Genomic DNA, 22138 nt, shown 5'->3' with positions numbered 1-22138 from the left:
AATCTTCGCTAAAGTCTTCTCGCCATGGCGCATCTCCCTCGGGAGCGCGGGGCAAGGCGCCTCCCCTGGATCGTCTGGCATTGCTGGCGCACCAGCTCCGGACCCCCCTGTCGACGATCAACGCCTTAGCGCAGGGTCTCATAAGACGGGCCGACCGGCTCAGCCCCATCGACGTTCAGACCAGAGCCGAGAAGATCTGGCGGGCGAGCCTGCGGCTCGATGAGCTGGTGGAGACGATCTTATCCTATACCCGCGCCAGCGCCGGCGGAATCGTGCTCAACCCCAGTGAGTTCAATCCTGTGGAGCTTATCAGGCGGGTCTGCCGTGAGCAGGGCGGCCAGGAGCCTGATCGCCCCTTCCACTTCGATATCAAGGATCTGCCGGATGTGATCCTCGGTGATCCCATCCTGCTGGAGCAGGCTTTCGTCATCGTTGTGCCCAATGCCATGAAATACTCGCGCCACGACCAGTCAATCGACATCACGGCGCGCCCCGAAGACGGCATGATCAGGATCACCGTCAAGGATCGCGGCATCGGCATCCCGGAGCGGGACCTGCCCTTCGTCCTGCAACCCTTCTTTCGCGGGCGGAATGCCAAGAAGCTTCCCGGCACAGGACTGGGCTTGGGCCTTGCCTGGTACATCCTCAAACTTCATGGGGGAAACCTTGAGGTGGAAAGCCGCGAGAGGCGCGGCACCAAGGTGAGCCTGATCGTGCCGGAAACGAACACGACCGGCCTCAGCTACTCCATATGAAGAAATCCCAGCCGCTCACGGGCGGATGAGAATGCAGCGAAAATCGTTCACGTTGGTCAGCGTCGGCCCCGTCGTGACGAGCCTGTCGAGTTGAGCAAACGCCGTATAGGCATCGTTCGTCTCCAGATGGGCGGCAAGATCGATGCCCTTGGCACGGGCGCTCTCAAGCAAGCTGTCGTCGCACCAGGCACCGGCATTGTCCTCGGATCCGTCGATGCCGTCCGTGTCGCACGCAATGGCGGAGATGCCGCTCTCTCCTTTCAGCGAAAGAGCCAGGGACAGCAGGAACTCGGCGTTGCGTCCGCCACGCCCCTGGCCGCCCACCGTCACGGTGGTCTCGCCACCGGACAGCAGGACGCAGGGTGCCCGGGCAGGCTCCCCATGCATAAGGGCCGAGTGTGCGATGCCGGCCATGACGCGCCCGACCTCCCGCGCCTCCCCTTCGAGAGCATCGCCGAGAACGAGGGCATTCAAGCCCAGTTCACGCGCCTTGGCAGCCGCCGCATCGAGGGCCATCTTGGGAGTGGCCAGCATATGAACAGCACCACCTGTCCCAGGCTCCGTGACGGCACTCGCCCGGATGGCCTGCACCACATGGCTCGGCACATCGATGCCGTATCGGCGCAGGATCGCGAGGGCGACTTCCGGATCGATCCTCTCGGGGATCGTCGGCCCCGACCCGATGCTCGCAGGATCGTCCCCGGGTACGTCGGAGATCAGATAGGTGACGAGCTGCGCCCGGCCTGCGGCGGCGGCCAGCCTGCCCCCCTTGATGGCCGAGAGTGACTTGCGCACGAGGTTCATTTCGCCGATCGGCGCACCGGATTTGAGCAAGGCGCGATTCAGGGCCTGCTTGTCGGCCAGGGTCACACCCTCGGCCGGGAGCGAAAGGAGCGCCGATGCTCCACCGGACATGAGGCAGACGACGAGATCGTCACGCCCGGCCTCCTGTGCAAGCGCAAGGATCCGTCCGGCGGCCTGCAAGCCGGCTTCGTCGGGAACGGGATGAGCTGCTTCGACGATCTCGACCGACTGCGTCGGCACCGCATGGCCATAGCGCGTGACCACGAGCCCTTCGCAGGTTCCGCCGACACGGGACCACGCCTCCTCGAAGGCAGCCGCCATGCGGGCCGAGGCCTTGCCGGCGCCCAGCACGATGGTCCGTCCTTTCGGCTTTTCCGGCAGGCGGCCGTCGAACTTTCCATCGGGCAGCGCCGCCTGGAGGGCTGCGTCGAACAGGGTATGGAGGATGTCGCGATCATTTGGCATAGGGCCACTTTACGTGAGAAATCGCGCCCGTGAAGCCTGTCGAGAACACCGCGCAAAGACTTGGAGACCGCCCCTCGCTCGTGCTTAAAGACCCGCAATTAGCCGCCTCACCATTCTGGACGGCTCGTTCTTGAACAAGGATGCCTTGCCCATGCCACTCCCCTGCCCCGTTGCCCTGGAGTTCGGGATATGAAGCCTCTGTCGCAGCTTCCGCTGGCGGCCGCTCGCGGCATTCGCGTGGTGCTGACCGACATCGACGACACGGTGACGACGGAGGGCCTGCTGACGGCAAAGGCCTATGGCGCCCTTGAAGCGCTGCATCGTGCCGGCTTCACCGTCATCCCGGTCACCGGCCGGCCCGCCGGCTGGTGCGATCACATCGCCCGCATGTGGCCGGTGGATGCGGTGGTGGGTGAGAACGGCGCCTTCTACTTCCGCTACGACCGCGAACGGAAAACGATGCAGCAGCGCTTCTGGGCCAGCCCCGAGGAGCTGAGGCAGAACCGGATCAGGCTCGATGCCATCGAGAAAGAGGTGCTGGCCACGGTGCCGGGCTCAGCCCTTGCGAGCGATCAGGCCTACCGCCTGGCGGATCTCGCCATCGATTTCTGCGAGGACGTGCCGGCCCTGCCCGAGACGGAGGTGGACCGGATCGTGTCGATCTTCGAGAAGGCCGGTGCGCAGGCGAAGGTCAGCTCGATCCACGTGAACGGCTGGTTCGGCGAGTACAACAAGCTCAGCATGGCAAAAACTCTGCTGGCCGACGTCTTCGGGATCGATTGGGAGGAAGCGAAGAACGCCGTGGTCTATGCGGGCGACTCGCCCAACGATGAACCCATGTTCGAGGCTTTCCCCTTGAGCGTGGGCGTCGCCAACATCCACGCCTTCGCGCACCGGCTGAAGCACAAACCCGCCTATATCACCGAGGGACATTCCGGGGACGGGTTCGCGGAACTCGCCGACCTGCTGCTCCAGGCGAAAAGCACTTAAAGAAAAAGCCCCGCATGGCGGGGCTTTTGGTTGGCGCTCACAGGCCTGCGAGGTTGATGTATTTGATTTCGAGGAAGCCCTCGATGCCGTACTTGGAGCCCTCTCGGCCCAAGCCCGACTGCTTCACGCCGCCGAACGGCGCCATTTCGTTGGCGAGCGCCGGCGTGTTCACTCCCACCATGCCGCTCTCCAGCGCCTCCGCCACGCGCCACACGCGGGCCATGTCCTTGGCGTAGAAATACGATGCTAAGCCGAACTCCGTGGCATTGGCCATCCCGATCACCTCCGCCTCGTCGGCAAAGGTGATGATCGGCGCCAGGGGGGCAAAGGTCTCCTCCTTGGTCACCTTCATGCCTTGCGTGATGCCCGTCATCACGGTGGGTTCGAAGAACGTGCTGCCCAACTCCGAGCGCTTGCCGCCCACCAGCACCTGCCCGCCCTTGGCAAGGGCATCGGCCACATGCTCCTCCATCTTGGCCACGGCGCGCTCGTCGATCAGCGGCCCCATGGTCACGCCCTCCTCCGTGCCGCGCCCGAGCTTGAGCGCCTTGGCCTTGGCCGCAAGCTTCTCGGCAAAAGCTTCAGCCACGCTCTCCTGCACGTAGATGCGGTTGGCGCACACGCAGGTCTGGCCCGCATTGCGGAACTTGGACGCCAGAGCGCCTTCCACGGCGGCATCCAGGTCCGCATCGTCGAACACGATGAACGGCGCATTGCCGCCAAGTTCCAGCGACAGGCGTTTGATGCTGTTGCCTGCTTCCCGCATGAGCCAGCGGCCCACATTGGTGGAGCCGGTGAACGTGATCTTGGCCACCTTGGGGTTGTGGCAGAATTCCTCGCCGACAGGCTTGGCATCAGTCGTGGTGATCACCGAGAACGCACCCTTCGGCACGCCCGCCCGCTCCGCCAGCACGGCCAGCGCCAGGGCCGAGAGCGGGGTCTGCGCCGCAGGCTTGAGCACCATGGTGCAGCCGGCAGCCAGCGCCGGCCCCACCTTGCGCGTGATCATGCCGTTGGGAAAGTTCCAGGGGGTAATGGCCGCGCACACCCCCACCGGCTGCTTGAGCACCAGAATGCGCTGGCTCGGGCTGGCGCCGGGAATGACGTCGCCGTCGATGCGCTTGGCCTCTTCGGCAAACCACTCGATATAGGCTGCGTTCGAGATCACCTCGCCTTTGGCCTCGGCCAGGGGCTTGCCCTGCTCGGTGGTGAGGATGAGCGCCAGATCGTCGGCATTGGCGATGATGAGGTCGTACCAGCGGCGCAGGATGGCGCTGCGCTCCTTGGCGGTACGCTTCGCCCAGTCCTTCTGCACCGCGTGCGCCGTGTCGATGGCCTTGCGGGTAGCCTCGACGTCGAGATCGGGAAGCTCGAGGATCACAGCCCCGTCGAAGGGATCGGTGACGGCAAAGGTCTTGCCGTCCGATGCCCCCACCCACTCCCCGGCTACGTAGGCCCGGTCCACCAGAAGAGAGGCGTCCTTCAGATCCAGAACACGACGGTCCAGAGGTTTGGCATGAACAGTCATCAAAAGACTCCATCGGGCAAAGCGATCGCGAAAGGCTGAGGGATATATATGCGCCGCCTCAGGACTTGTGAACCGCAGGAGATGCGGAGCCGGGTTGTCCGTGGAGCAGTCACGTTTCTGAGACCATGACGCTCGAACCCCGAAATTAAGATAAAAAATCAAAGACCTCTGCGACTTAAGGATGACCACCCCTGTCATTGATCGGGGACGAAGTGTCTGTACCTTTCTGACCATCGACCGCACACCTTACGCTGCGGCTCCGGCAAGGGCAGGATCAATCTGCCTTGAGAATAATGGGAAGGAAATCGATGCGCATCCTCAACAAGCTTCTGTTCGCCCTCAGCTGCACCGCCCTGGCATCATCCGCCTATGCGCAGCAGGCATCCGACGGCGTGGTCAAGATCGGCATCCTGAACGACCAGTCCGGCGTCTATGCCGATTTCGGCGGCAAGTCCTCCGTCGAGGCTGCCCGCATGGCGGTACAGGATTACGGCGGAAAGGTGCTCGGCGTACCGGTCGAGATCGTGAGCGCGGACCACCAGAACAAGCCTGACGTCGCCGCCAGCATCGCCCGCCAGTGGTACGACACAGAACGGGTCGATGCCATCATGGAGCTGACGACCTCCTCGGTGGCGCTTGCCGTCCAGGGCCTGTCCAAGGACAAGAAGAAGATCACCATGACGACCGGTGCGGCGACGACCGACCTCACCGGCAAGCAGTGCTCCCCTTATGGCTTCCACTGGGCCTATGACACCCACGCGCTCGCGGTCGGCACCGGCGGCGCGCTGGTGGAGAATGGCGGCAACAAGTGGTTCTTCCTCACGGCCGACTACGCCTTCGGCTACTCCCTCGAGGACCAGACCTCGAAATTCGTGAAGTCGAAGGGCGGCCAGGTGGTCGGCGCCGTGCGCCATCCGCTGGCGGCGTCCGACTACTCGTCCTTCCTGCTCCAGGCGCAGAGCTCCGGCGCAAACGTGATCGGCATGGCCAATGCGGGCCTCGACACCGCCAACGCCATCAAGCAGGCGGCCGAGTTCGGCATCACCCAGGGCGGCACGCGTCTCGCGGCACTTCTCTTCACCCTGGCCGAAGTGAAGGGCCTTGGTCTGAAGGCCGCCCAGGGCCTGACCCTCACGGAGGGCTGGTACTGGGATCAGAGCGACGAGAACCGCGCCTTCGCCAAGAAGTTCATGGACAAGACCGGCCGCATGCCGAACATGATCCACATGGGCACCTACTCGGCCGTGACGCAGTATCTCAAGGCGGTCGAAAAGGCCGGCACGGATGCGACCGAGCCGGTTGCCAAGCTCCTGCACGAGATGCCCGTTCAGGATGTCTTCGCCAAGAACGGCAAGGTGCTGCCGAACGGCCGCATGGTCTACGACATGTATCTGTTCCAGGTGAAGAAGCCGGAAGAAAGCAAGAGCGAGTGGGACATGTACAAGCAGCTCGCCAAGATCCCCGGCGACAGCGCCTACATGAAGGCTGCCGACAGCGGCTGCCAGCTCACGCAGTAAAGCGTCTTGAACGAGGCAGGGCAGCGTGCAACGCTGCCCTGCCTCCATTGCTGTCCGGCGATAGCTTGTGGCACCGCGCATGATGCCTGAACCAACCATCGCCCTATCCAGAGAGTCTCGGCCGAACCCTATGGTCAGTACGCAACCCATCCTCAGCGCCACCGGGCTCACTATGGAGTTTCGTGGCTTCGTGGCCGTGAAGGACGTGACCCTGTCCGTCAACGAGGGCACGATCCACGCCCTGATCGGTCCCAACGGCGCAGGCAAGACGACGGTCTTCAATCTTCTCACCAAGTTTCTCACGCCCACCCGCGGGCAGATCACCTTCAAGGGCGCGGATATCACCCGGCTGAAGGCGGCCGAGGTCGCCCGCCTGGGGCTTGTGCGCTCCTTCCAGATTTCGGCGGTGTTTCCCCATCTGACCGTGCTCGACAACGTGCGCGTGGCGCTGCAGCGCCCATCAGGCCTTGCAACGCAGTTCTGGCGCTCCTCCAACGCCCTCTCGTCCCTTGACGAGCGGGCCATGGAGCTCATCGATGCGGTCAATCTCTCGTCCTACAGGGACCTGACGGCCGCCGAGCTGTCCTACGGCCGCAAGCGGGCGCTCGAGATTGCCACGACGCTCGCCCTCGACCCGGCCATGCTGCTGCTCGACGAGCCGATGGCCGGCATGGGCCACGAGGATATCGGACGCATCTCGGATCTGATCCGGCGCATCGCCCGCAACCGCACCGTGCTGATGGTCGAGCACAACCTGAACGTCGTCGCCGATCTCTGCGACCGCGTCACCGTTCTGGCCCGCGGCGAGATCCTCTCCGACGGGTCCTACGACAAAGTCAGCCAGGATCCGCGCGTGCGTGAAGCCTATATGGGAACCGAGCATGAGTAGCGCTCCTCTCCTCGAAGTCCGCGGGCTCAATGCCTGGTACGGCGAAAGTCATGTCCTGCATGGGGTCGATCTCGACATCCGCGAAGGCGAAACCGTCACGCTGCTCGGCCGCAACGGTGCCGGCAAGACCACGACCCTGCGCGCGATCATGGGCATCCTGCGCCGCCGCGAGGGCGTGATCCGGCTGCGGGGCAAGGATCTTCTGAGCCTGCCCCTGCACAAGGTTGCGCAGGCAGGCATCGGCTACGTGCCCGAGGAGCGCGGCATCTTCGCAAGCCTCAACGTTTCCGAGAACCTGACGCTCCCGCCCACGGTGTCGGACGGAGGCATGAGCGTGGAGGAGATCTACACGCTCTTCCCCAACCTCCATGAGCGGCGCTCAAGCCAGGGCACGAAGCTCTCGGGCGGCGAGCAGCAGATGCTCGCCATCGCCCGTGTCCTGCGCACGGGCGCGAAGGTCATTCTTCTCGACGAGCCGACGGAGGGCTTGGCGCCCGTGATCGTTCAGCGCATCGGTGACGTGCTGGTGGCGCTCAAGAAGCGCGGCATGACGATCCTGCTGGTCGAGCAGAATTTCCGCTTCGCCAAGAAGGTGGCCGACCGCTTCTACCTCATGGAGGATGGGCGTATGGTGAATTCGTTCCCCGGGCACGAGCTCGATGCGCGCATGGACGAACTTCACGAAGTTCTTGGGGTGTAGAGCAGCATGAATACGATTTTCGGCATTCCCACCCCGGCCCTCTACGGCCAGATCCTCATCGGACTGATCAACGGTTCGTTCTATGCCATGCTGAGCCTAGGCCTGGCGGTGATCTTCGGCCTGTTGCGGGTCATCAACTTCGCCCATGGCGCGCAATACATGCTGGGCGCCTTCGCGGCCTACCTGCTCCTGAACTGGCTCGGCATCAATTATTGGCTCGCCCTTGTCCTGGCGCCTCTGGCCGTCGGCGTGGTTGCGGTCATTATCGAGCGCACCATGTTGAGCAGGCTCTATGGCGTCGATCACCTGTATGGCCTTCTGCTGACCTTCGGCCTCGCGCTCATTCTCGAAGGCGCGTTCCGTTACTGGTTCGGAGCCGCCGGCCAGCCTTATGCCGCCCCAGCGCAGCTGACCGGCGCCGTCAATTTGGGCTTCATGTTCATGCCGGTCTATCGCGGCTGGGTGGTCATCGCCTCCCTGGTCATCTGCATCGGCACCTGGCTGCTCATCGAGAAGACCCGGCTCGGCGCCTACCTCCGTGCTGCAACGGAGAATGCCACGCTCGTCCAGGCCTTCGGCGTGAACGTGCCGCTGCTTCTGACCCTCACCTACGGCCTGGGAGCCGCGCTGGCGGCGCTCGCCGGCGTGCTCGCGGCGCCGATCTATCAGGTCAGCCCGCTCATGGGCACGAACCTCATCATTATCGTCTTCGCCGTGGTGGTGGTCGGCGGAATGGGCTCGATCCTGGGCGCCATCGTGACCGGCTATGTGCTCGGCGTTCTCGAAGGCCTCACCAAGGTTTTCTACCCTGAAGCCTCGAGCATCGTTATCTTTGTGATCATGGCCATCGTTCTGCTCGTCAGGCCGGCAGGTCTCTTCGGGCGGGAGGAGTAACATCATGGCTGTTGGAACCGAATATCTCGCAGAGCAGCCGAAGCTGCGCACCTCCGCCATCGTGCTGGGCGCGGTCGCCATCGCGGCCCTGCTGGTAGCTCCGTTCTTCTTCTATCCCGTGCTCCTGATGAGCATTCTCTGTTTCGCGCTGTTTGCCTGCGCGTTCAACCTGCTCATCGGCTATGTGGGCCTGCTCTCCTTCGGCCATGCGGCCTTCTTCGGCGGCGCCGCCTATTTCACCGCCCATGCCGCCAAAGTGTGGGGCTGGGAGCCTCTGGCGGCCATCCTGCTTGGCGTCGTGGGCGCTGCCGCCATGGGCCTCGTGATGGGCTTCCTGGCCATCCGGCGCCAGGGCATCTACTTTGCCATGATCACGCTTGCCCTGTCGCAGATGTTCGCCTTCATCTGCCTGCAGGTACCTTTCACCCACGGTGAGGACGGCATTCAGGGCGTGCCGCGCGGGCATCTCCTCGGCATCCTCGACCTCAATCAGCCGCTTACGATGTACTATGTCACGCTGGCGATCTTCCTGTTCGGCTTCTTCGCCATCTGGCGCATCGTCCACTCGCCCTTCGGCAACATTCTCAAGGCCATCCGCGAGAACGAGCGGCGGGCGATCTCGCTCGGCTACCGGGTCGACCGATACAAGCTCGGCGCCTTCGTCATGTCGGCCGCGCTGGCGGGCCTGGCAGGCGGCACGAAGGCTATCGTCTTCCAGTTCGCGACCCTTACCGACGTCGCCTGGCAGATGTCGGGCGAAGTGATCCTCATGACCTTGCTCGGCGGCATCGGTACGCTGATCGGCCCCGTTGTCGGCGCCGGCCTCGTGATCGCCCTGCAGAAGTATCTTGCAGCCTCCGACTTCCCTGTGACCGTACTGATCGGGATCATCTTCGTGATCTGCGTGCTGCTGTTCCGCCGGGGGATTGTGGGCGAGATCCTGGAATTCACGAAACGCAGGTCGAAGAGCGCCGCGTAGCTTAAGGGGCATCGGTAACCCTGCCGGCGCTCTTTGTCGCGAGCGCCGGCTCATTCATTGAGCTGGACCATGCCAGACAGCGAAACATTCGATTACGTGATCATCGGCGCCGGCTCGGCCGGCTGCGTTCTGGCCAACCGCCTGTCCAAGGATCCAAGCAACGCGGTCTGCCTCCTTGAGGCCGGCGGCAAGGACAACTGGATCTGGTTTCATATTCCGGTCGGGTATCTCTTCGCCATCGGCAATCCGCGTGCCGACTGGATGTTCAAGACCGAGGCGGAGACGGGCCTGAACGGCCGCATCCTCAACTACCCCCGCGGCAAGGTCCTGGGCGGCAGCTCCGCCATCAATGCCATGATCTACATGCGCGGCCAGCGTGAGGATTACGACAATTGGCGCCAGATGGGTCTCGAAGGCTGGGGCTGGGACGATGTGCGGCCAATCTTCCGTCATCACCTCGACCATTACCTCGGTGCTGGCGAGCATCACGGCGCGGGCGGAGAATGGCGGGTCGAAGCGCCCCGGATGCGCTGGGAGATCCTGGATGCCTTCATCGAGGCTGCCGTGGAAGCCGGCATTCCCCGAGTGAGCGATTTCAATACCGGCAGCAACGAGGGCATTTCGTATTTCCATGTGAACCAGAAGAACGGGCGACGTTGGTCGTCCGCGCGCGGCTTCCTCAGGCCGGCCTTGTCGCGCCCCAACCTGAAGGTCGAGACGCACGCTCATGCCACGCGCATTCTCTTCGAAGGGAAGCGTGCCATCGGCGTGGAAATCCTCCAGCATGGCAACCTACGGAGGATCCTGGCCCGCAAGGAGGTCATTCTGTCTGCGGGCGCCATCGCATCGCCGCAGCTTCTGCAATTGTCCGGAATCGGCAACGGGGCCTTCCTGCAGGAGCATGGGATCGACGTCGTCCACCACCTTCCGGGCGTCGGCGAGAACCTGCAGGACCATCTTCAGCTGCGCCCCATCTACAAGGTCAGCGGCGTCAGGACCCTCAACGAGGAATACCGCTCCCTGTTCAAGAAGGGCCAGATGGCGCTGGAATATGCGCTTTTCCGCAAAGGGCCGCTCACCATGGCGCCTTCTCAGTTGGGGGCTTTCACGCGCTCCTCACCGGAATACGCCACTCCGAATCTCCAGTTTCACATCCAGCCGCTCTCGCTCGACAAGTTCGGCGAGGATCCGCACCCCTTCCCGGCCTTTACCGCGAGCGTGTGCAACCTGCGGCCCACCAGCCGCGGGACGGTCCGGATCCGCAGTGGGGAGGCCGGAGAGGCTCCGTCCATTCGTCCAAACTATCTCTCGACCGAGGAGGACCAGCGGGTGGCCGTGGATGCCCTGCGTCTCGTCAGGCAGGTCGTTGCGATGCCGGCGCTCCAGAAGTACCGTCCCGAGGAATACAAGCCAGGCGCAGCGCTCACGACGGACGAGGAACTCCTGAAGGGCGCACGGGATATCGGCACGACAATTTTCCATCCGGTAGGCACAGCCAAGATGGGCATCGACAACGACCCGATGGCTGTGACGGACGCACGCTTGAGGGTCCGTGGCATCGAGAGCCTTCGTGTCGTCGATGCGTCGATCATGCCGACGATCACGAGCGGCAACACCAATTCGCCCACGTTGATGATCGCCGACAAGGGAGCCGCGATGATCCTTGAGGATCAGGCGCAAACCCGCGTCGAGGTGCTCCGCTCAGCGTGAGTCTCCAAGAAGCCGCCTGTTCGGCTCGGCCCAAAAAGAAAGGGAGCCAACGGCTCCCTTGAACGGCGCTTCCGAGCAGTCGGACCAATCAGCTGACGGCCGCCCCCCGGCTCGCAGACAAGTGGCTTGCAGCCCAGATCGCCGCCTGAGTTCTGTTCTTGGCCTGGATCTTGCGCAGAATGGCTTTGACGTGAACCTTCACGGTCGCTTCCGTGATGTCGAACTTGCGCGCAATGAGCTTGTTCGAGTCGCCGTCCATGAGGCAGCGTAGGATAACGGTCTCACGAACGGACAAGCCCTTCGTCGGAGGGCTCATCTCTTGAGGCCCCTCTGAAGCCGATTCTTGCTTGTTCTGCTCGACACGGGTTTCCTGGTCGCGCAGGAGATCGATGATCGCACTGGGGAAGATGACCTCTCCCAAGAGAACCAGATCCAGCGATTTGACGAGCACCTCATAGGAGATGGACTTTTTGAGGTAGGCATCCGCCCCTGAACGGAATGCCGTGAGCACGTGGTTCAGATCGTATTGCTCGACCAGCATGATGACTTTTGCGTTTGCGTTCTGCTCTTTCAGCAGCTTCGTCTGACGGCAGAACTCCTCATGATCGCGGCTTGCGTCCGCGATGAGCACAACCGTACCGCTGTCGGGACCGCATTGGGAACTGACCTCATTGAGGCTTCCAGCAGCAAGTGACGGGGCATAGACGGTCTCTGACAGAATTCGCCTCAGGCCTTCTCTCAATAGCGCATTCGGCTCGACGAGAAATGTCCTGATGGGTCTGACAGTTGCATGATCTGCCGCCGAGGGCTCAACCGAGCGCGCCAATTCCATGTACCTGGAATACGCGACATCCTTGGCCGATGAGGCACCTGGATGAGGAAGGCTATCAAGATCGTAGGTGTTCCGCATTGCAGATGCCTTTCTCGTCTTGATTCGGCGAGTTGAAAGTAAAAATTCCCTCAAGGTATCTAGCTTAAAATCTTATGGGAGGCAATCAATACCCATTCAAAACATTTTAACAATTGTTTATCAAAAGGTATCACTAAGTTACATCGTAACAATATTCAGCGCACAAGCAGGTTGTTTTGCCTCTTTACTTTCACGCACGCCTGAACTGCATGCAATATTAGATCAATAGAGAAGAGGCTTCTGACCGCTACTGCGACAAGGTCTTATCGGGCCGGTGAAGACTGACTTGGCATCTCAGGAGGCTCGAAAAGCTCATGCCGAGCAGGACGCGAGCTCTTGGCAACCCTCCGGTTCAGCCACTCGTGTTCAATGATGATCAGGCGGATCACCCACTACGGGAAGTAAGCACCTCTGCAGTCGAATGCACCTCCGATGGGGATTGCATTCGACTGCGACCGGCTCAAGCCATTCGTATTCCGCTACACCCAGGACATGGTTCAGCGCAGACTCTGTAACGCCAGCCCTTCACCAGAAGAGAGAGCCAAATCCTCGCTTCTACCGGAAGAGAGATGATTGACGGCCCACATGGCAGCCTGCGTTCGGTTGGCAACCCGGATCTTGCGGAGAATGGCCTTGATGTGCACTTTGACTGTTGCCTCCGCCACATCGAGCTTGCGTGCAATCACCTTGTTCGGCGCCCCCTGCATCAGGCACTGAAGGATTTCGGATTCCCTACTCGAAAGCGTCCGTATGGGTGAGTCATGGATCTCAAGACCCAAAGGAGCATGAGTGGGAAGAACGGTGATCGCCAGAGGCTCCTTTACATCTGCCTCGCACTGGGTATCCGAGATCGCGCTGAGGAACGCAGCTGATGGGAAAACCAACTCACCCAGCATCACAAGATCGAGGTACTTGATCAGAGCCTCACAGCCCGTCGTCGCAAGGCAGTAGCCATCTGCCCCTGACTGGAACGCTGACTTCATGTCATCGAGGTTGAAGCTGTCGGAGAGAATGACAACTCGCGCCTGAGGATACTGGTCCTTGATGGAGGATATCGCATGAGCCAGCCTCGAAGGGAAAAGATTCGCATCGAGGATGACAAGAAAGGACGAACCCGGCACATCCTGATCCAGAATGATCTCGTCGCGGGTCATTCCCTCCGAACGAAGCTTGAAGCGAGTGCTTGATAGAACGTGCTTCAAGCCTTCGCGGAGCATTGAGTTCTTGCAGCTCAAGACAGTGGTGACCGGCAACAGGTTCGACATGCGATGTGCCTTTCCGCAGAGATTACCTCCGATTCTACAATTTAGCCCTTCATCAAACATCCCTAATAAAGAGGTAAAGAACTATGCTTAGGAGGTAGAACAGAACACCGCCGCGAATATTGTTCGCTATAATTTAGACGGGATCAAGCTTCACTCTTAGGATGGTTCATAATCGAACAATATAGAAACGCGATATACTAAAACGTTTACTCATCTTGAAATTAGTCCGGCGTCTACATCAATGGGACAACATTCGCCTTGAGTAGAACAACGGTCTTTGCCGGCATAAGAAAGTCTGTGCTCCATAGGAAGATGAGCACATGCACTGCATCACATGTGTTGGAACAAGTGACATCAGGTGTTTTCGCTCAAGACTAGGTCACTGCACGGCAGCTTCACTTGCTTGAGCAGGCTCCCCGACAGAGTTTGTCGTGACTGGCTCCATCATCGAGCCCAGGGTTACGGCAGCAAGAGGGTAGCCGCTGTCCCGGGCGCTTGTCATGAGCTCGACCGCCTTGTTGAGATCGGCCGTGACGCCTAAACCCGATTTATACATGAGCCCTAATTTGTACTTCGCCTCTGCATGTCCCGCGTCCGAGGCTACCTGCAGCAGGGTGGCGGCTCTCTCTGGCGAGGCATCGACGCCGATGCCTTCCGAGTAGGCGTGGGCGAGGCCGATCAGTGCTTCAGTATTGCCGGCCGCCTTTGCCTTTTCCAGAGCTGCGACAATGTCCGACACAAGCCCCCCTTGCGGCCGCAGCGCAAGGAGGCGCGAGAGGCTTTGTCCAGCTGCGATATTGGTCTTGTCCTGAGCGGCAAGGCCATACCACTGCACCGCTCGCCGCTGATCCTCGACGTCGCTGCTGCCCGAGAGTGCATTGGCCAGATGAGTGGCAGCGCCGCTGTCACCCCGTTCGGCGGCAACCCGGATCAGGTGGCCCGCGGCTTCGCGATCCTGGACACCCCGCGCTCCTCTCTCGAGATCGAGAGCGACCTGATAGACGGTGCTGGGCTTGATCTGGGCGGCGCGCTCGAAGAACCGGAGAGCGGCCGGCATATCTTTTGAGCCTTCCGTGCTCAACACGAGAGCCCACCCGATCTCAAGAAGAGTGCTCCGCTGGCGCCCCTCGTTCACACCTTCCAGCCATTTCAAGGCAGTGCCCTCGTTGCGCTCCAATCCGCGGCCCGTGCCATAGGCATAGGCCACGTGCGCCATGGCCCGCTCATGCCCGACCCGTGCAGCCCACAGATACCACTCCGCCGCTTTCTTCGTATCGGCCGGGACTCCGTCGCCGCGGTCATACATGCTGGCGATGGCGAGAACCGAACTCGATGCCCCCCGAAGAGCCTCGAAGCGGAAACGCCGTTCAAGCCTTGCGCGAACGTCCGCTCCGAGAATGATCTGATGGCGAGCCATGATCTTGGCCATGAGGCGCGTCGCCTCGCGGTCTCCACGTGCGGACGCGATCTTCACGGCGTCGAGCCCGGTCACAAAATCCTGCGTGTCCATCTCCACGGTCAGCGCCTTCTGTCCGAGCTTCAGAAGCCGCATGGTGGACATGGCCTTGAGCTGAGCCTGAGTCGGCGGAGAGGTTGGAACGGCAGCCTGGGATGGGCGCGGCTGTGTTCTGGTGCCCGGATTGGAAGCTGCCATCACGCCCGGCGCAATGCTCATCACAAGGGAGCTCAGGAGCACAATTCGGGTTGTTCTCATCATTTGTATCTCCAAACCGCCCAATATAGACGGTCACATCCGCTCTACGTTCCAAAGGCTAGTTCACTTCCGGGTCGCCCCTTCGGCTGTCTTCAACCATTCCTGTGCTGCGATAGGATCCACATCCGTCCCAAAGCCGAGGGTCATGGCAAGGCTCAAGCCTTGCATGGCCTCTGCATCGCCGGCCCGTGCAGCCCGTTGCAGCCATTCAGTGCTGGCGCTGGCTGAAAGTTCGACGCCATAACCGGACGCATAGGCGCGGGAAAGTTCCTTCATTGCGGCAGTATCGCCAGCCTCTGCGGCTTTTCGCAACCAGGAGGCGCCGATATCCGGTTGTGGAGCCATCCCCAGGCCGAGTTGCAGGCTGCGGCCGTATTCCCGCATGGCGGGCGCCAAGCCGCTCTCTGCGCTCTCCTTCAAGACGGCAATTGCCGCAGTTCCCTCGCTGCCAGGCATAGCAGCCAGGCGGGAGAGATCGGCGGCCACGCTGCCGTCCCCACTGCGCAGAGCCTTCGACAACCATTCGACGGCCATCTGCATGCTCTGCTCACCGAACTGACCGGATATATAGCCGCGTCCCAGGTAGCGCATTGCATCAGGCCGTCCGGCATCGGCAGAAAGCTTGATCTGGTTGATGGCTGCCTCTTTGTCAGCCATTCCGCCAACACCATCGATCATGGCTCGCCCCGCCGCAAACAATGCGGCAGGATCCTTCGGACCGCTGTTAAGATTGCTAAGGGCTTTTTCCATCCAGTACCGTGCGCGCTCAGGATGCTGAGGGCCGGTCACCTTATGATAGGCTTGCGCAAGTTCGACCATATCCCGGGCTCCGCAGACCGGAAGCGTCTCAGCACGCGAAAGCCAACGTGCTGCGTCCCCCGCCTCCTTTGCACTCGACGCGAGGGCGATCGCCGCTCGAACATTGCCCGCCTCTGCTGCCGCTCTCTTCCAGTCCTGTGCAGTCCTCCCGGTCGAAGACAGCAGATCGGCCGGGGCCTCGGACAGCGCCAGCATGGCTGCGGCATTTCCGGAGGCTGCGGCAGCCTGGAGAAGCTGCAAGCCCTGCAGCAGATGCGCCCTATCCCCCCGGTGCCCGATCAGAAGGCGTCCAAGCTCGAACTGGGCGCCCGGCTCCCCTTCCTGCGCGGCCTGCTCGAGAAGCGCTTTTGCTGCACCGTCATCCCGATTGCCTTCCTCACCGCTCAGGATCCTGCGGGCCAGGAGAAGCAGCGCACGGGACCGTCCCTCCCCCGGTGCAAGCGCAGCACCCCGCCAGCGATCAGCTGCCTGACTATCCTGCTTCACACCCAGTCCCGACCGAAAAGCATGGGCGAGCAGAACCATGCTTTCCCGGTCGTCTCGCTCTGCAGCGCGAAGGAGAGCCGCTGCGCTCTTATGAGCTGATCCTTGATCGGCTGCATTTTGGGATGCAACCGCCAGAATGCTGCGGACATGCCCCATCTCCGCTGCACGATCCAGCCAGGCCCTTGCTTGAGAGGCATCGGGCGGGACGATCGTGCTGCAGGCATAAAGCTCCGCGAGAACCCCCATGGCTTCCGGATGGTTTCGGGCGGCCGCCTCCTTGAGCAGTCGCAAGGGAGTCTCCGGGGATCCCTCCTGCGGATGGCTCAACAGAAGTTTTGCCATATCGGTCAGGGCTCCCACATCGCCCCTATCAGCGGCCTGACGATAGTAGGTCAGCGCCGCCTTGACGTCGGGCTGGCCACTCACTCCGATGGCATAGAGCCGCGCAAGACCGACAAGGATGCTCGTGCTGTGGCTTGGCAGCCGGCTTGCTTTCAGGAGGGCATCCGCGGCCTTCGGCAGATCGGGAGCAGCTCCGAACTCCCCCCGGTAGTGGCGAGAAAGAAGCTTGTACGCTTCAGGATCCGCATTGAGGCCGGCACGCTCCAGCCATGCAATGCCTTTCGGGACATCCTTGGGCGCTTTACCTCCGAGCATGAGACGTTCGCCGAGCAGAGTCATGGCGCGTGGCCTGCCACCTTCCGCAGCTCGCTCGAGGTGACGGATGAATCGATCCGGAGTAGCCTTGACACGCTCCTGCAGGTAGATCTCGGCGAGAGCCAGGTCGGCGTTTGTGTCGCCTTGGCGGGCGCCAGCCTCAAACCATTTGATCGCCTCCTGCAAGCCGCCCGGAACGAGGCTTTCGTCGCTGAGAATGAGCCCGATGCGATAAAGCGCGGAGCACCGTCCCCTGCTCAGGTCGCCGTGAAGGGACTGCAGGGCAAGAGTGATCAGATCGCTGGTTCCAGCCTGAGGAGCCGTGCCAAGCCGTCCGCTGCGCTGAAGCCGGGCTAAGGCAATAAGACCGTCGACATGACCTGCCGTAGATGCGGCACGAAGAAGACGTTCAGCCTCTGCCAGGCTGGCACGGCCGATGCGGCCTTGCTCATGAAGCTCCGCCAGAAGGACGGACGCATCCAGGTTCAGCATGGATGAGGCTGTCGCAAGGTGCGTTGCGGCTCGTTCAGGGTCGACAGGTCCTGCAACGGGCTCGAGAAGCAGTTTACCGAGGCGGTAGTGAGCCCGGCCTCGCCCTGCCCATGACCTGTCGGAAAGGTCTTCAAGCAGGCGTTTCGCCGTGACCGGATCGCGCTTGAGAGAGGCACTTCCCTCCGCATACGCAATCGCCGCGTCATACATCTCCTCAGGGTCGATGACCGGCTGGGACTTGTCCCATTGGCTCCAATCCCGCGTCAGAAAGGGCTTCGGAGCTGGCGAGCAGATCTTGCTGAAGTCCGAGGTGGGTGCCAGAGGTTGAGGCGACGGGACCTGGGCCTCGGCAGAACCGACGATCACCATGATCGCGGTCAATGCCGTTCCGGCAAGAGTCGCTAAGGATTGCACCATGCCGTTTCCTACTTTCGTGCCGGTGGAACGGGTGAGGATCGTCATTGTCACGGCCCGCTCTGCCTGAACCTGTCTTGAGGTTCGCTGTGTCACACTCGCTGCCACGTCGTCAGCCTCTCATCCTGGTGTTGCTGCCGATGCACCAAGCTTCTGAAGTGCCTTGGCAGCCTGCGAATGGCCGGCCCGAGCAGCCTTTTCGAGCCACTCACGAGCCATCGTCTTGTCTTGCTCGGAGGCTCCTTGCTGATGGCGAAGTGCAAGGCGGTACATGGCGGCGGCGTGGCCGCTCTGCGCCGCCTGCCTGAGCCACCGCTCAGCCTCCCGAGCATTGGGCTTCGTCCCGACATCGTACAGACGGTGGAGCTCGAACATCGCATCGGGCGATCCGAGAGCAGCAGCCCGCTCCAGCCAGGTCTTCGCCAGAGCCGGGTCAGCGAGAGTTCCAAAGCCCTTCATCAGAGCGCGTGCAACCTCGATCATCGCGACTTGCGAGCCCGCCTCTGCGGCGCGGAGGTAGGAAGCAAAAGCTCCCTCTGCATCGACCGTCGCTGCAAGGCCAGACAGTTTCGCGCTGCCGAGTTCAACTTTTGCTTCAATCACCCCTGCTTCGCCCGCGCGGGAAAGCCAATGATCTGACTTCTGGCTGTCGCGATCCACTCCTGCGCCATAGAGATATGCAGTCCCAAGTCGAACCTGCCCATCCGGATCTCCCTGACGGGCCGCCTGCGTGTAGAATTCAGCAGCCAGACGCCGGTTCGGAGCGACCCCTTCACCACGGGCATAGGCATCCCCCAAAGCGATCTGAATTTTTGTATCGCCTGGTTCTTCCCTGTAGATCTCCCGATAGAGTGCGAATGCACGAGCAGGGTCGCGCTGCAGCCCATCGCCATCCCGATACGCCTTGGCCAGAATAAAGCGCGCACCGTCATGTCCGAGCTGAATGGCGCGGCGGAACAAAGCTTCGGCCCTCGCCGGATCGCGCTGGATGCCGGTTCCATGCAGAAGTGCCGTTGCCAGCAACGTCATTGCTTCCGGGTTATTCTTTCTGACCAACGCTTCCAGCGCAGATGAACCGTGCTCAGTGGATCCTGCGTCGGGGAGCCGCAGATACATCGAGGCGATCCTACTGACCTGACCGTCATCATGCGCCATGGCCTTCTCGGCAATGGAGAGCCACCGGCGCGCGGCGCCTTGTTGTTCCGCAGTCGCCTGTCCGGACAAATAGAGCTCCGCCAGATTCAGTGCGGCTTCCGCGCTGCCGCTGTCTGCGGACCTCTTGAGCGTCATCTCGGCGAGGGTACGCTCCCCGCGCACAAGGTAAAGCTTGGCCAAGGCGATAGGCGCACGGGTATCACCGGCACGGATCGCCTTCTCGAGTGAATCGCGAGCCAGATTGAAATGTCCCGGTCCCCCAGCGCGGGAGTAGAGAGAACTCAACTCCACCATTGCGGCACCGCTGCCTGCGGCGGCCGCGCGGCTGAACCATGTGGCGGCAAGCGCCTGATCCTGAGGCACCCCCCTGCCCTCGTTGAACATCTTGCCGAGGCGAACCATCCCGATTGCGCTGTTGGCTTCCGCCGCCTTGCGGTACCATTCCAGGGCCTGTGGCGCCTCCAATCCTGCGGAGCGGGCAGCATAGACATCTCCAAGGCGGATATAGGCAACGGGAGATCCGCTGGCCGCTGCTCGCTGATACCATTCCATGGCTGCGGCTTGTGATTCCGGGACACCCTGGCCGAGGAGCAGCGCGTCGCCCATTGCGACGGCAGCCTTGACGTGCCCGCGATCGGCGGCAGTTCTGAGACGGTCGACGGCTGATTTTAGCATTCCGTCCGCAACGGCATCCTGGTGGCTCAGAGCGGTACGGGCGAACTCATAAAAGGCCGTCGTGTTGTCGCCCGCCGCTGCTCTGTCGAAGAGCTTCAGGGCAAGCGGAACATCGCGCTCGATCAGAACGCCATCGCGCACATGACGCCCAAGAGCCAGGAGCGCCGTTACATCGTCATCCACCCGCTGCAGCGCCTCGTGCAGAAGGCTCTTGGCAGCTGTTCGTCCCTCATCGCCAAACTGGCTGCGGATCTCTGCTGCCAGGACCAGCGCGCGAGGAGCTTTCGTCTCAATGGCGCGGTTGAGCCACACATCCGCGACACTGTTTTGAACACCGAGAGCGGCGCCATTATAAGGGTCCTCCGCAAGAACCATGGCAGCTTCGACCGAACCGCGCTCGGCAGCCTTCACGAATGCGTTCCGGGCCTCCTGCGGCTGCCGCAGGGGCGACTTCGGATCGACGCGAAGGCGCCCCAACTGCAAGGCAGCCTCCGCATCGCCGAGTTCAATGGCCCGCTGATACCACTCGATCGCGGCGCTCAGGCGCTCTGGCCCGTCACCCGTCGCCCTGTAGTGATCGGCCAATGTTCTTGCCGCTTCGGCGGACCCTTGCCTGGCTTCCTGAAAGAGAAGCCGTAATCCCTGCGTTGCAAACACGTTTGCCTTGGCGGGTTCCGTCTCCAGCCGCGCAAGAGCAAGTCCCGAGGGACCGTGCCCCGAGCGCAGAGCGATCTGGTAGAGATTTCTTGCTGCTTCGAGGTCGCGCTTCCCTCCGAGACCCGCTTCCATCAAGCCGGCCAGAAGGAAGGCCGCCTCATGGTTCTGCAGCGCTGCTGCGCGGCGCAGGAGGTCCATCGCCCTCTGAATGGAAGGCTGGTCTTTATCCCGCGACAGGATTAGCTTGGCCCGGCGCACAGCAGCAGAGGGCCAGTGGGCTCCTGGCGTTGCGAGCGCCCGGTCGTAAAGGCGCTCTGCCTCCTCGAAGCGACGAGATTTGAGAGGGTTGGTTTCGCTGACCGGAACTCCATCCTGAAGCAGTTGCGCTTGTTCGACGAGAGCATTGGGATCTGTGCGCTGCTTCAATTCCTCCATCTTCGCCGTTGCAGCGCGATAGCGAGCCTGGAGTTCAGCACTTGCTGAGTCCTGCGCCTGAACTGCCGAACACGACAGCACAGCGAAAACTGCGACAGTGCTGGTGAGGAGCGATTTGACTCTAACCATCAGCGTCCCCAGAAGCATGTGGCATTGCCACCGACGAATTCATCGATGAGTGGTCGATCCGAACGGATGTTGCGCACGAACAATGCCTTCAGTCTTTTCGTGGCGAGGCCTGCCCGATCACGTGTCATCAGGGGTTCGGCCCAGGCCATGTAGTGCCGCCCGTGGCTGCGTTTCGTGATGAAGCCAAGATCCTGGCGGCGGGCATCCGTCTCCCCGCCCGGAATGTAGTTCTCGGACGCATAAGCCATAACGACGTTGGGCTCCGCTATGCCATTCAGAAGGTAGGACGCGATCCGGTCGAAATTCACCTCTCCGACCCGAAGATCGTAGAGGTCGGTGCCGCGTGTGGCAGCCACCTCGGCCATCACAGTAAGGCTCGCCAGGGACTGTCGCATGTACCAGAGAGCCCTGGCGCCCCGCCTGGTCTCCAGAGCAAGGCTTCCATCAGGACGCGCCTCAGCTAGAACCGCGCGGTACCGGTCGTATCCTTTGGCGTAGAGAGCCTCGTCCTTGACGACGGCTCCCCACGTCATCAGCAGGCTGTCTGCGAGGTAACGGTGATTGTTACGGTCGACGACGCCATCGAAAACTCGATCGGTCTTGCGGACCAGAGGATCGATCCAGTCGGCGAGCATCCACTTCTGTCCCTCATCCAGCCCGCGCTGCAGGACGGAAAATGCCACCACGGTAGGCAAAAGGACGCGCTTCAGGGCATAATAGGCATCGTGCTCGACCTCTGTATCGGTGAAGGCCTTTGCCCTCGCCCAGGCGAGCAGAAGATCACGTAGGGAGACTTCTGAAGCTGCGTCACCCGCAAGCGCGCGCCCGGTCAGCACCATGACGGCCCAGGCATAATCATTGGCAGTCCCGTCCGTCCCGTAGCCTTCAGTCGCCTTCAAGCGGTCAAACGGTTTGAGGCTGCTCCATGCCGGATCTCGCGGTATGGCAAGGCAAGCCGCACGTACGCTTGTGAAAGCCGACTGCCCTAGTGCGGCTCGGCGGGCCTCCACATCGAAAAGTCCATGCCCCTTGGTCTGAGCGTGAGACGAGCCGATTGCCAGAAGATTCAGCAGAAGAACGATGAGTACCGGTTTCATGC

16 protein-coding genes are annotated in these 22138 nt (G+C 61.9%); 8 read left to right on the top strand and 8 right to left on the bottom strand.

The genetic code is table 11. From position 1 onward, the window contains the following. Nucleotides 1-80 precede the first annotated feature (80 nt). Nucleotides 81-755: a HAMP domain-containing sensor histidine kinase gene (locus MA07_RS22065; protein WP_036356854.1), complete on the top strand. Its 675-nt coding sequence runs from the start codon at nt 81-83 to the stop codon at nt 753-755. Nucleotides 756-770: 15 nt separating this feature from the next. Here the strand turns inward: MA07_RS22065 and MA07_RS22060 are convergent, their stop codons facing one another. Further along, nucleotides 771-2024: a glycerate kinase gene (locus MA07_RS22060; protein WP_036356852.1), complete on the bottom strand. Its 1254-nt coding sequence runs from the start codon at nt 2022-2024 to the stop codon at nt 771-773. Between the two features lie 189 nt (nt 2025-2213). Between MA07_RS22060 and MA07_RS22055 the strand changes: the two genes are divergently transcribed. After that, the gene (locus MA07_RS22055; RefSeq protein WP_036356849.1) at nt 2214-3014 is read left to right on the top strand and encodes an HAD-IIB family hydrolase; all 801 of its coding nucleotides are present in this window, start codon (nt 2214-2216) and stop codon (nt 3012-3014) included. A 37-nt stretch (nt 3015-3051) separates the two neighbouring features. On the opposite strand, the gene MA07_RS22050 is transcribed toward MA07_RS22055, so the two are convergent. Beyond that, on the bottom strand, nt 3052-4542 hold the full coding sequence (locus MA07_RS22050) for an NAD-dependent succinate-semialdehyde dehydrogenase (protein WP_036356845.1): 1491 nt from the start codon (nt 4540-4542) through the stop codon (nt 3052-3054). A 308-nt stretch (nt 4543-4850) separates the two neighbouring features. On the opposite strand from MA07_RS22050, the gene MA07_RS22045 reads away from it, so the two are divergent. The 6 genes from MA07_RS22045 (at nt 4851) to MA07_RS22020 (ending at nt 11231) form a co-directional block, all read left to right on the top strand. After that, nucleotides 4851-6059, top strand: a complete 1209-nt coding sequence (locus tag MA07_RS22045) for an ABC transporter substrate-binding protein (RefSeq protein WP_052003428.1) — start codon at nt 4851-4853, stop codon at nt 6057-6059. Between the two features lie 130 nt (nt 6060-6189). Then, complete coding sequence (locus MA07_RS22040) at nt 6190-6948, top strand: ABC transporter ATP-binding protein (protein ID WP_036356842.1); 759 nt, start codon at nt 6190-6192, stop codon at nt 6946-6948. Beyond that, entirely contained in the window at nt 6941-7648 is a 708-nt protein-coding gene (locus tag MA07_RS22035; RefSeq protein WP_036356839.1) for an ABC transporter ATP-binding protein, read from the top strand. Before MA07_RS22040 ends, MA07_RS22035 begins: the two co-directional genes overlap by 8 nt. A 6-nt stretch (nt 7649-7654) precedes the next feature. Continuing rightward, nucleotides 7655-8542, top strand: coding sequence for a branched-chain amino acid ABC transporter permease (locus MA07_RS22030; RefSeq protein ID WP_036356836.1), 888 nt, complete (start codon nt 7655-7657; stop codon nt 8540-8542). A 4-nt stretch (nt 8543-8546) separates the two neighbouring features. Beyond that, nucleotides 8547-9521: a branched-chain amino acid ABC transporter permease gene (locus MA07_RS22025; RefSeq protein WP_036356833.1), complete on the top strand. Its 975-nt coding sequence runs from the start codon at nt 8547-8549 to the stop codon at nt 9519-9521. A 69-nt stretch (nt 9522-9590) separates the two neighbouring features. Continuing rightward, nucleotides 9591-11231, top strand: a complete 1641-nt coding sequence (locus MA07_RS22020) for a choline dehydrogenase (RefSeq protein WP_036356831.1) — start codon at nt 9591-9593, stop codon at nt 11229-11231. An 88-nt stretch (nt 11232-11319) separates the two neighbouring features. Here the strand turns inward: MA07_RS22020 and MA07_RS22015 are convergent, their stop codons facing one another. The 6 genes from MA07_RS22015 to MA07_RS21985 all read right to left on the bottom strand — a co-directional run bounded on the left by MA07_RS22015 (nt 11320) and on the right by MA07_RS21985 (nt 22136). Beyond that, nucleotides 11320-11862 carry a response regulator transcription factor gene (locus MA07_RS22015; RefSeq protein ID WP_160195478.1) on the bottom strand — a complete coding sequence of 181 codons (543 nt, stop codon included), beginning with the start codon at nt 11860-11862 and terminating at the stop codon, nt 11320-11322. 776 nt (nt 11863-12638) lie between these two features. Further along, nucleotides 12639-13295, bottom strand: coding sequence for a response regulator transcription factor (locus tag MA07_RS22010; protein WP_160195477.1), 657 nt, complete (start codon nt 13293-13295; stop codon nt 12639-12641). A gap of 490 nt (nt 13296-13785) precedes the next feature. Then, nucleotides 13786-15081 (bottom strand): SEL1-like repeat protein, encoded by a 1296-nt coding sequence (locus MA07_RS22005; protein WP_160195476.1) that lies wholly within the window; start codon nt 15079-15081, stop codon nt 13786-13788. Between the two features lie 102 nt (nt 15082-15183). After that, nucleotides 15184-18036 (bottom strand): sel1 repeat family protein, encoded by a 2853-nt coding sequence (locus tag MA07_RS22000; RefSeq protein ID WP_081929118.1) that lies wholly within the window; start codon nt 18034-18036, stop codon nt 15184-15186. 72 nt (nt 18037-18108) lie between these two features. Continuing rightward, entirely contained in the window at nt 18109-20901 is a 2793-nt protein-coding gene (locus MA07_RS21995) for an SEL1-like repeat protein (protein ID WP_160195475.1), read from the bottom strand. A 137-nt stretch (nt 20902-21038) separates the two neighbouring features. After that, nucleotides 21039-22136 (bottom strand): alginate lyase family protein, encoded by a 1098-nt coding sequence (locus MA07_RS21985; RefSeq protein WP_052003426.1) that lies wholly within the window; start codon nt 22134-22136, stop codon nt 21039-21041. Nucleotides 22137-22138 lie beyond the last annotated feature (2 nt).

This window comes from Microvirga sp. BSC39, from assembly GCF_000739015.1.
Lineage (GTDB): Bacteria > Pseudomonadota > Alphaproteobacteria > Rhizobiales > Beijerinckiaceae > Microvirga.
This window is presented reverse-complemented; position numbering and strand designations above follow the sequence as displayed.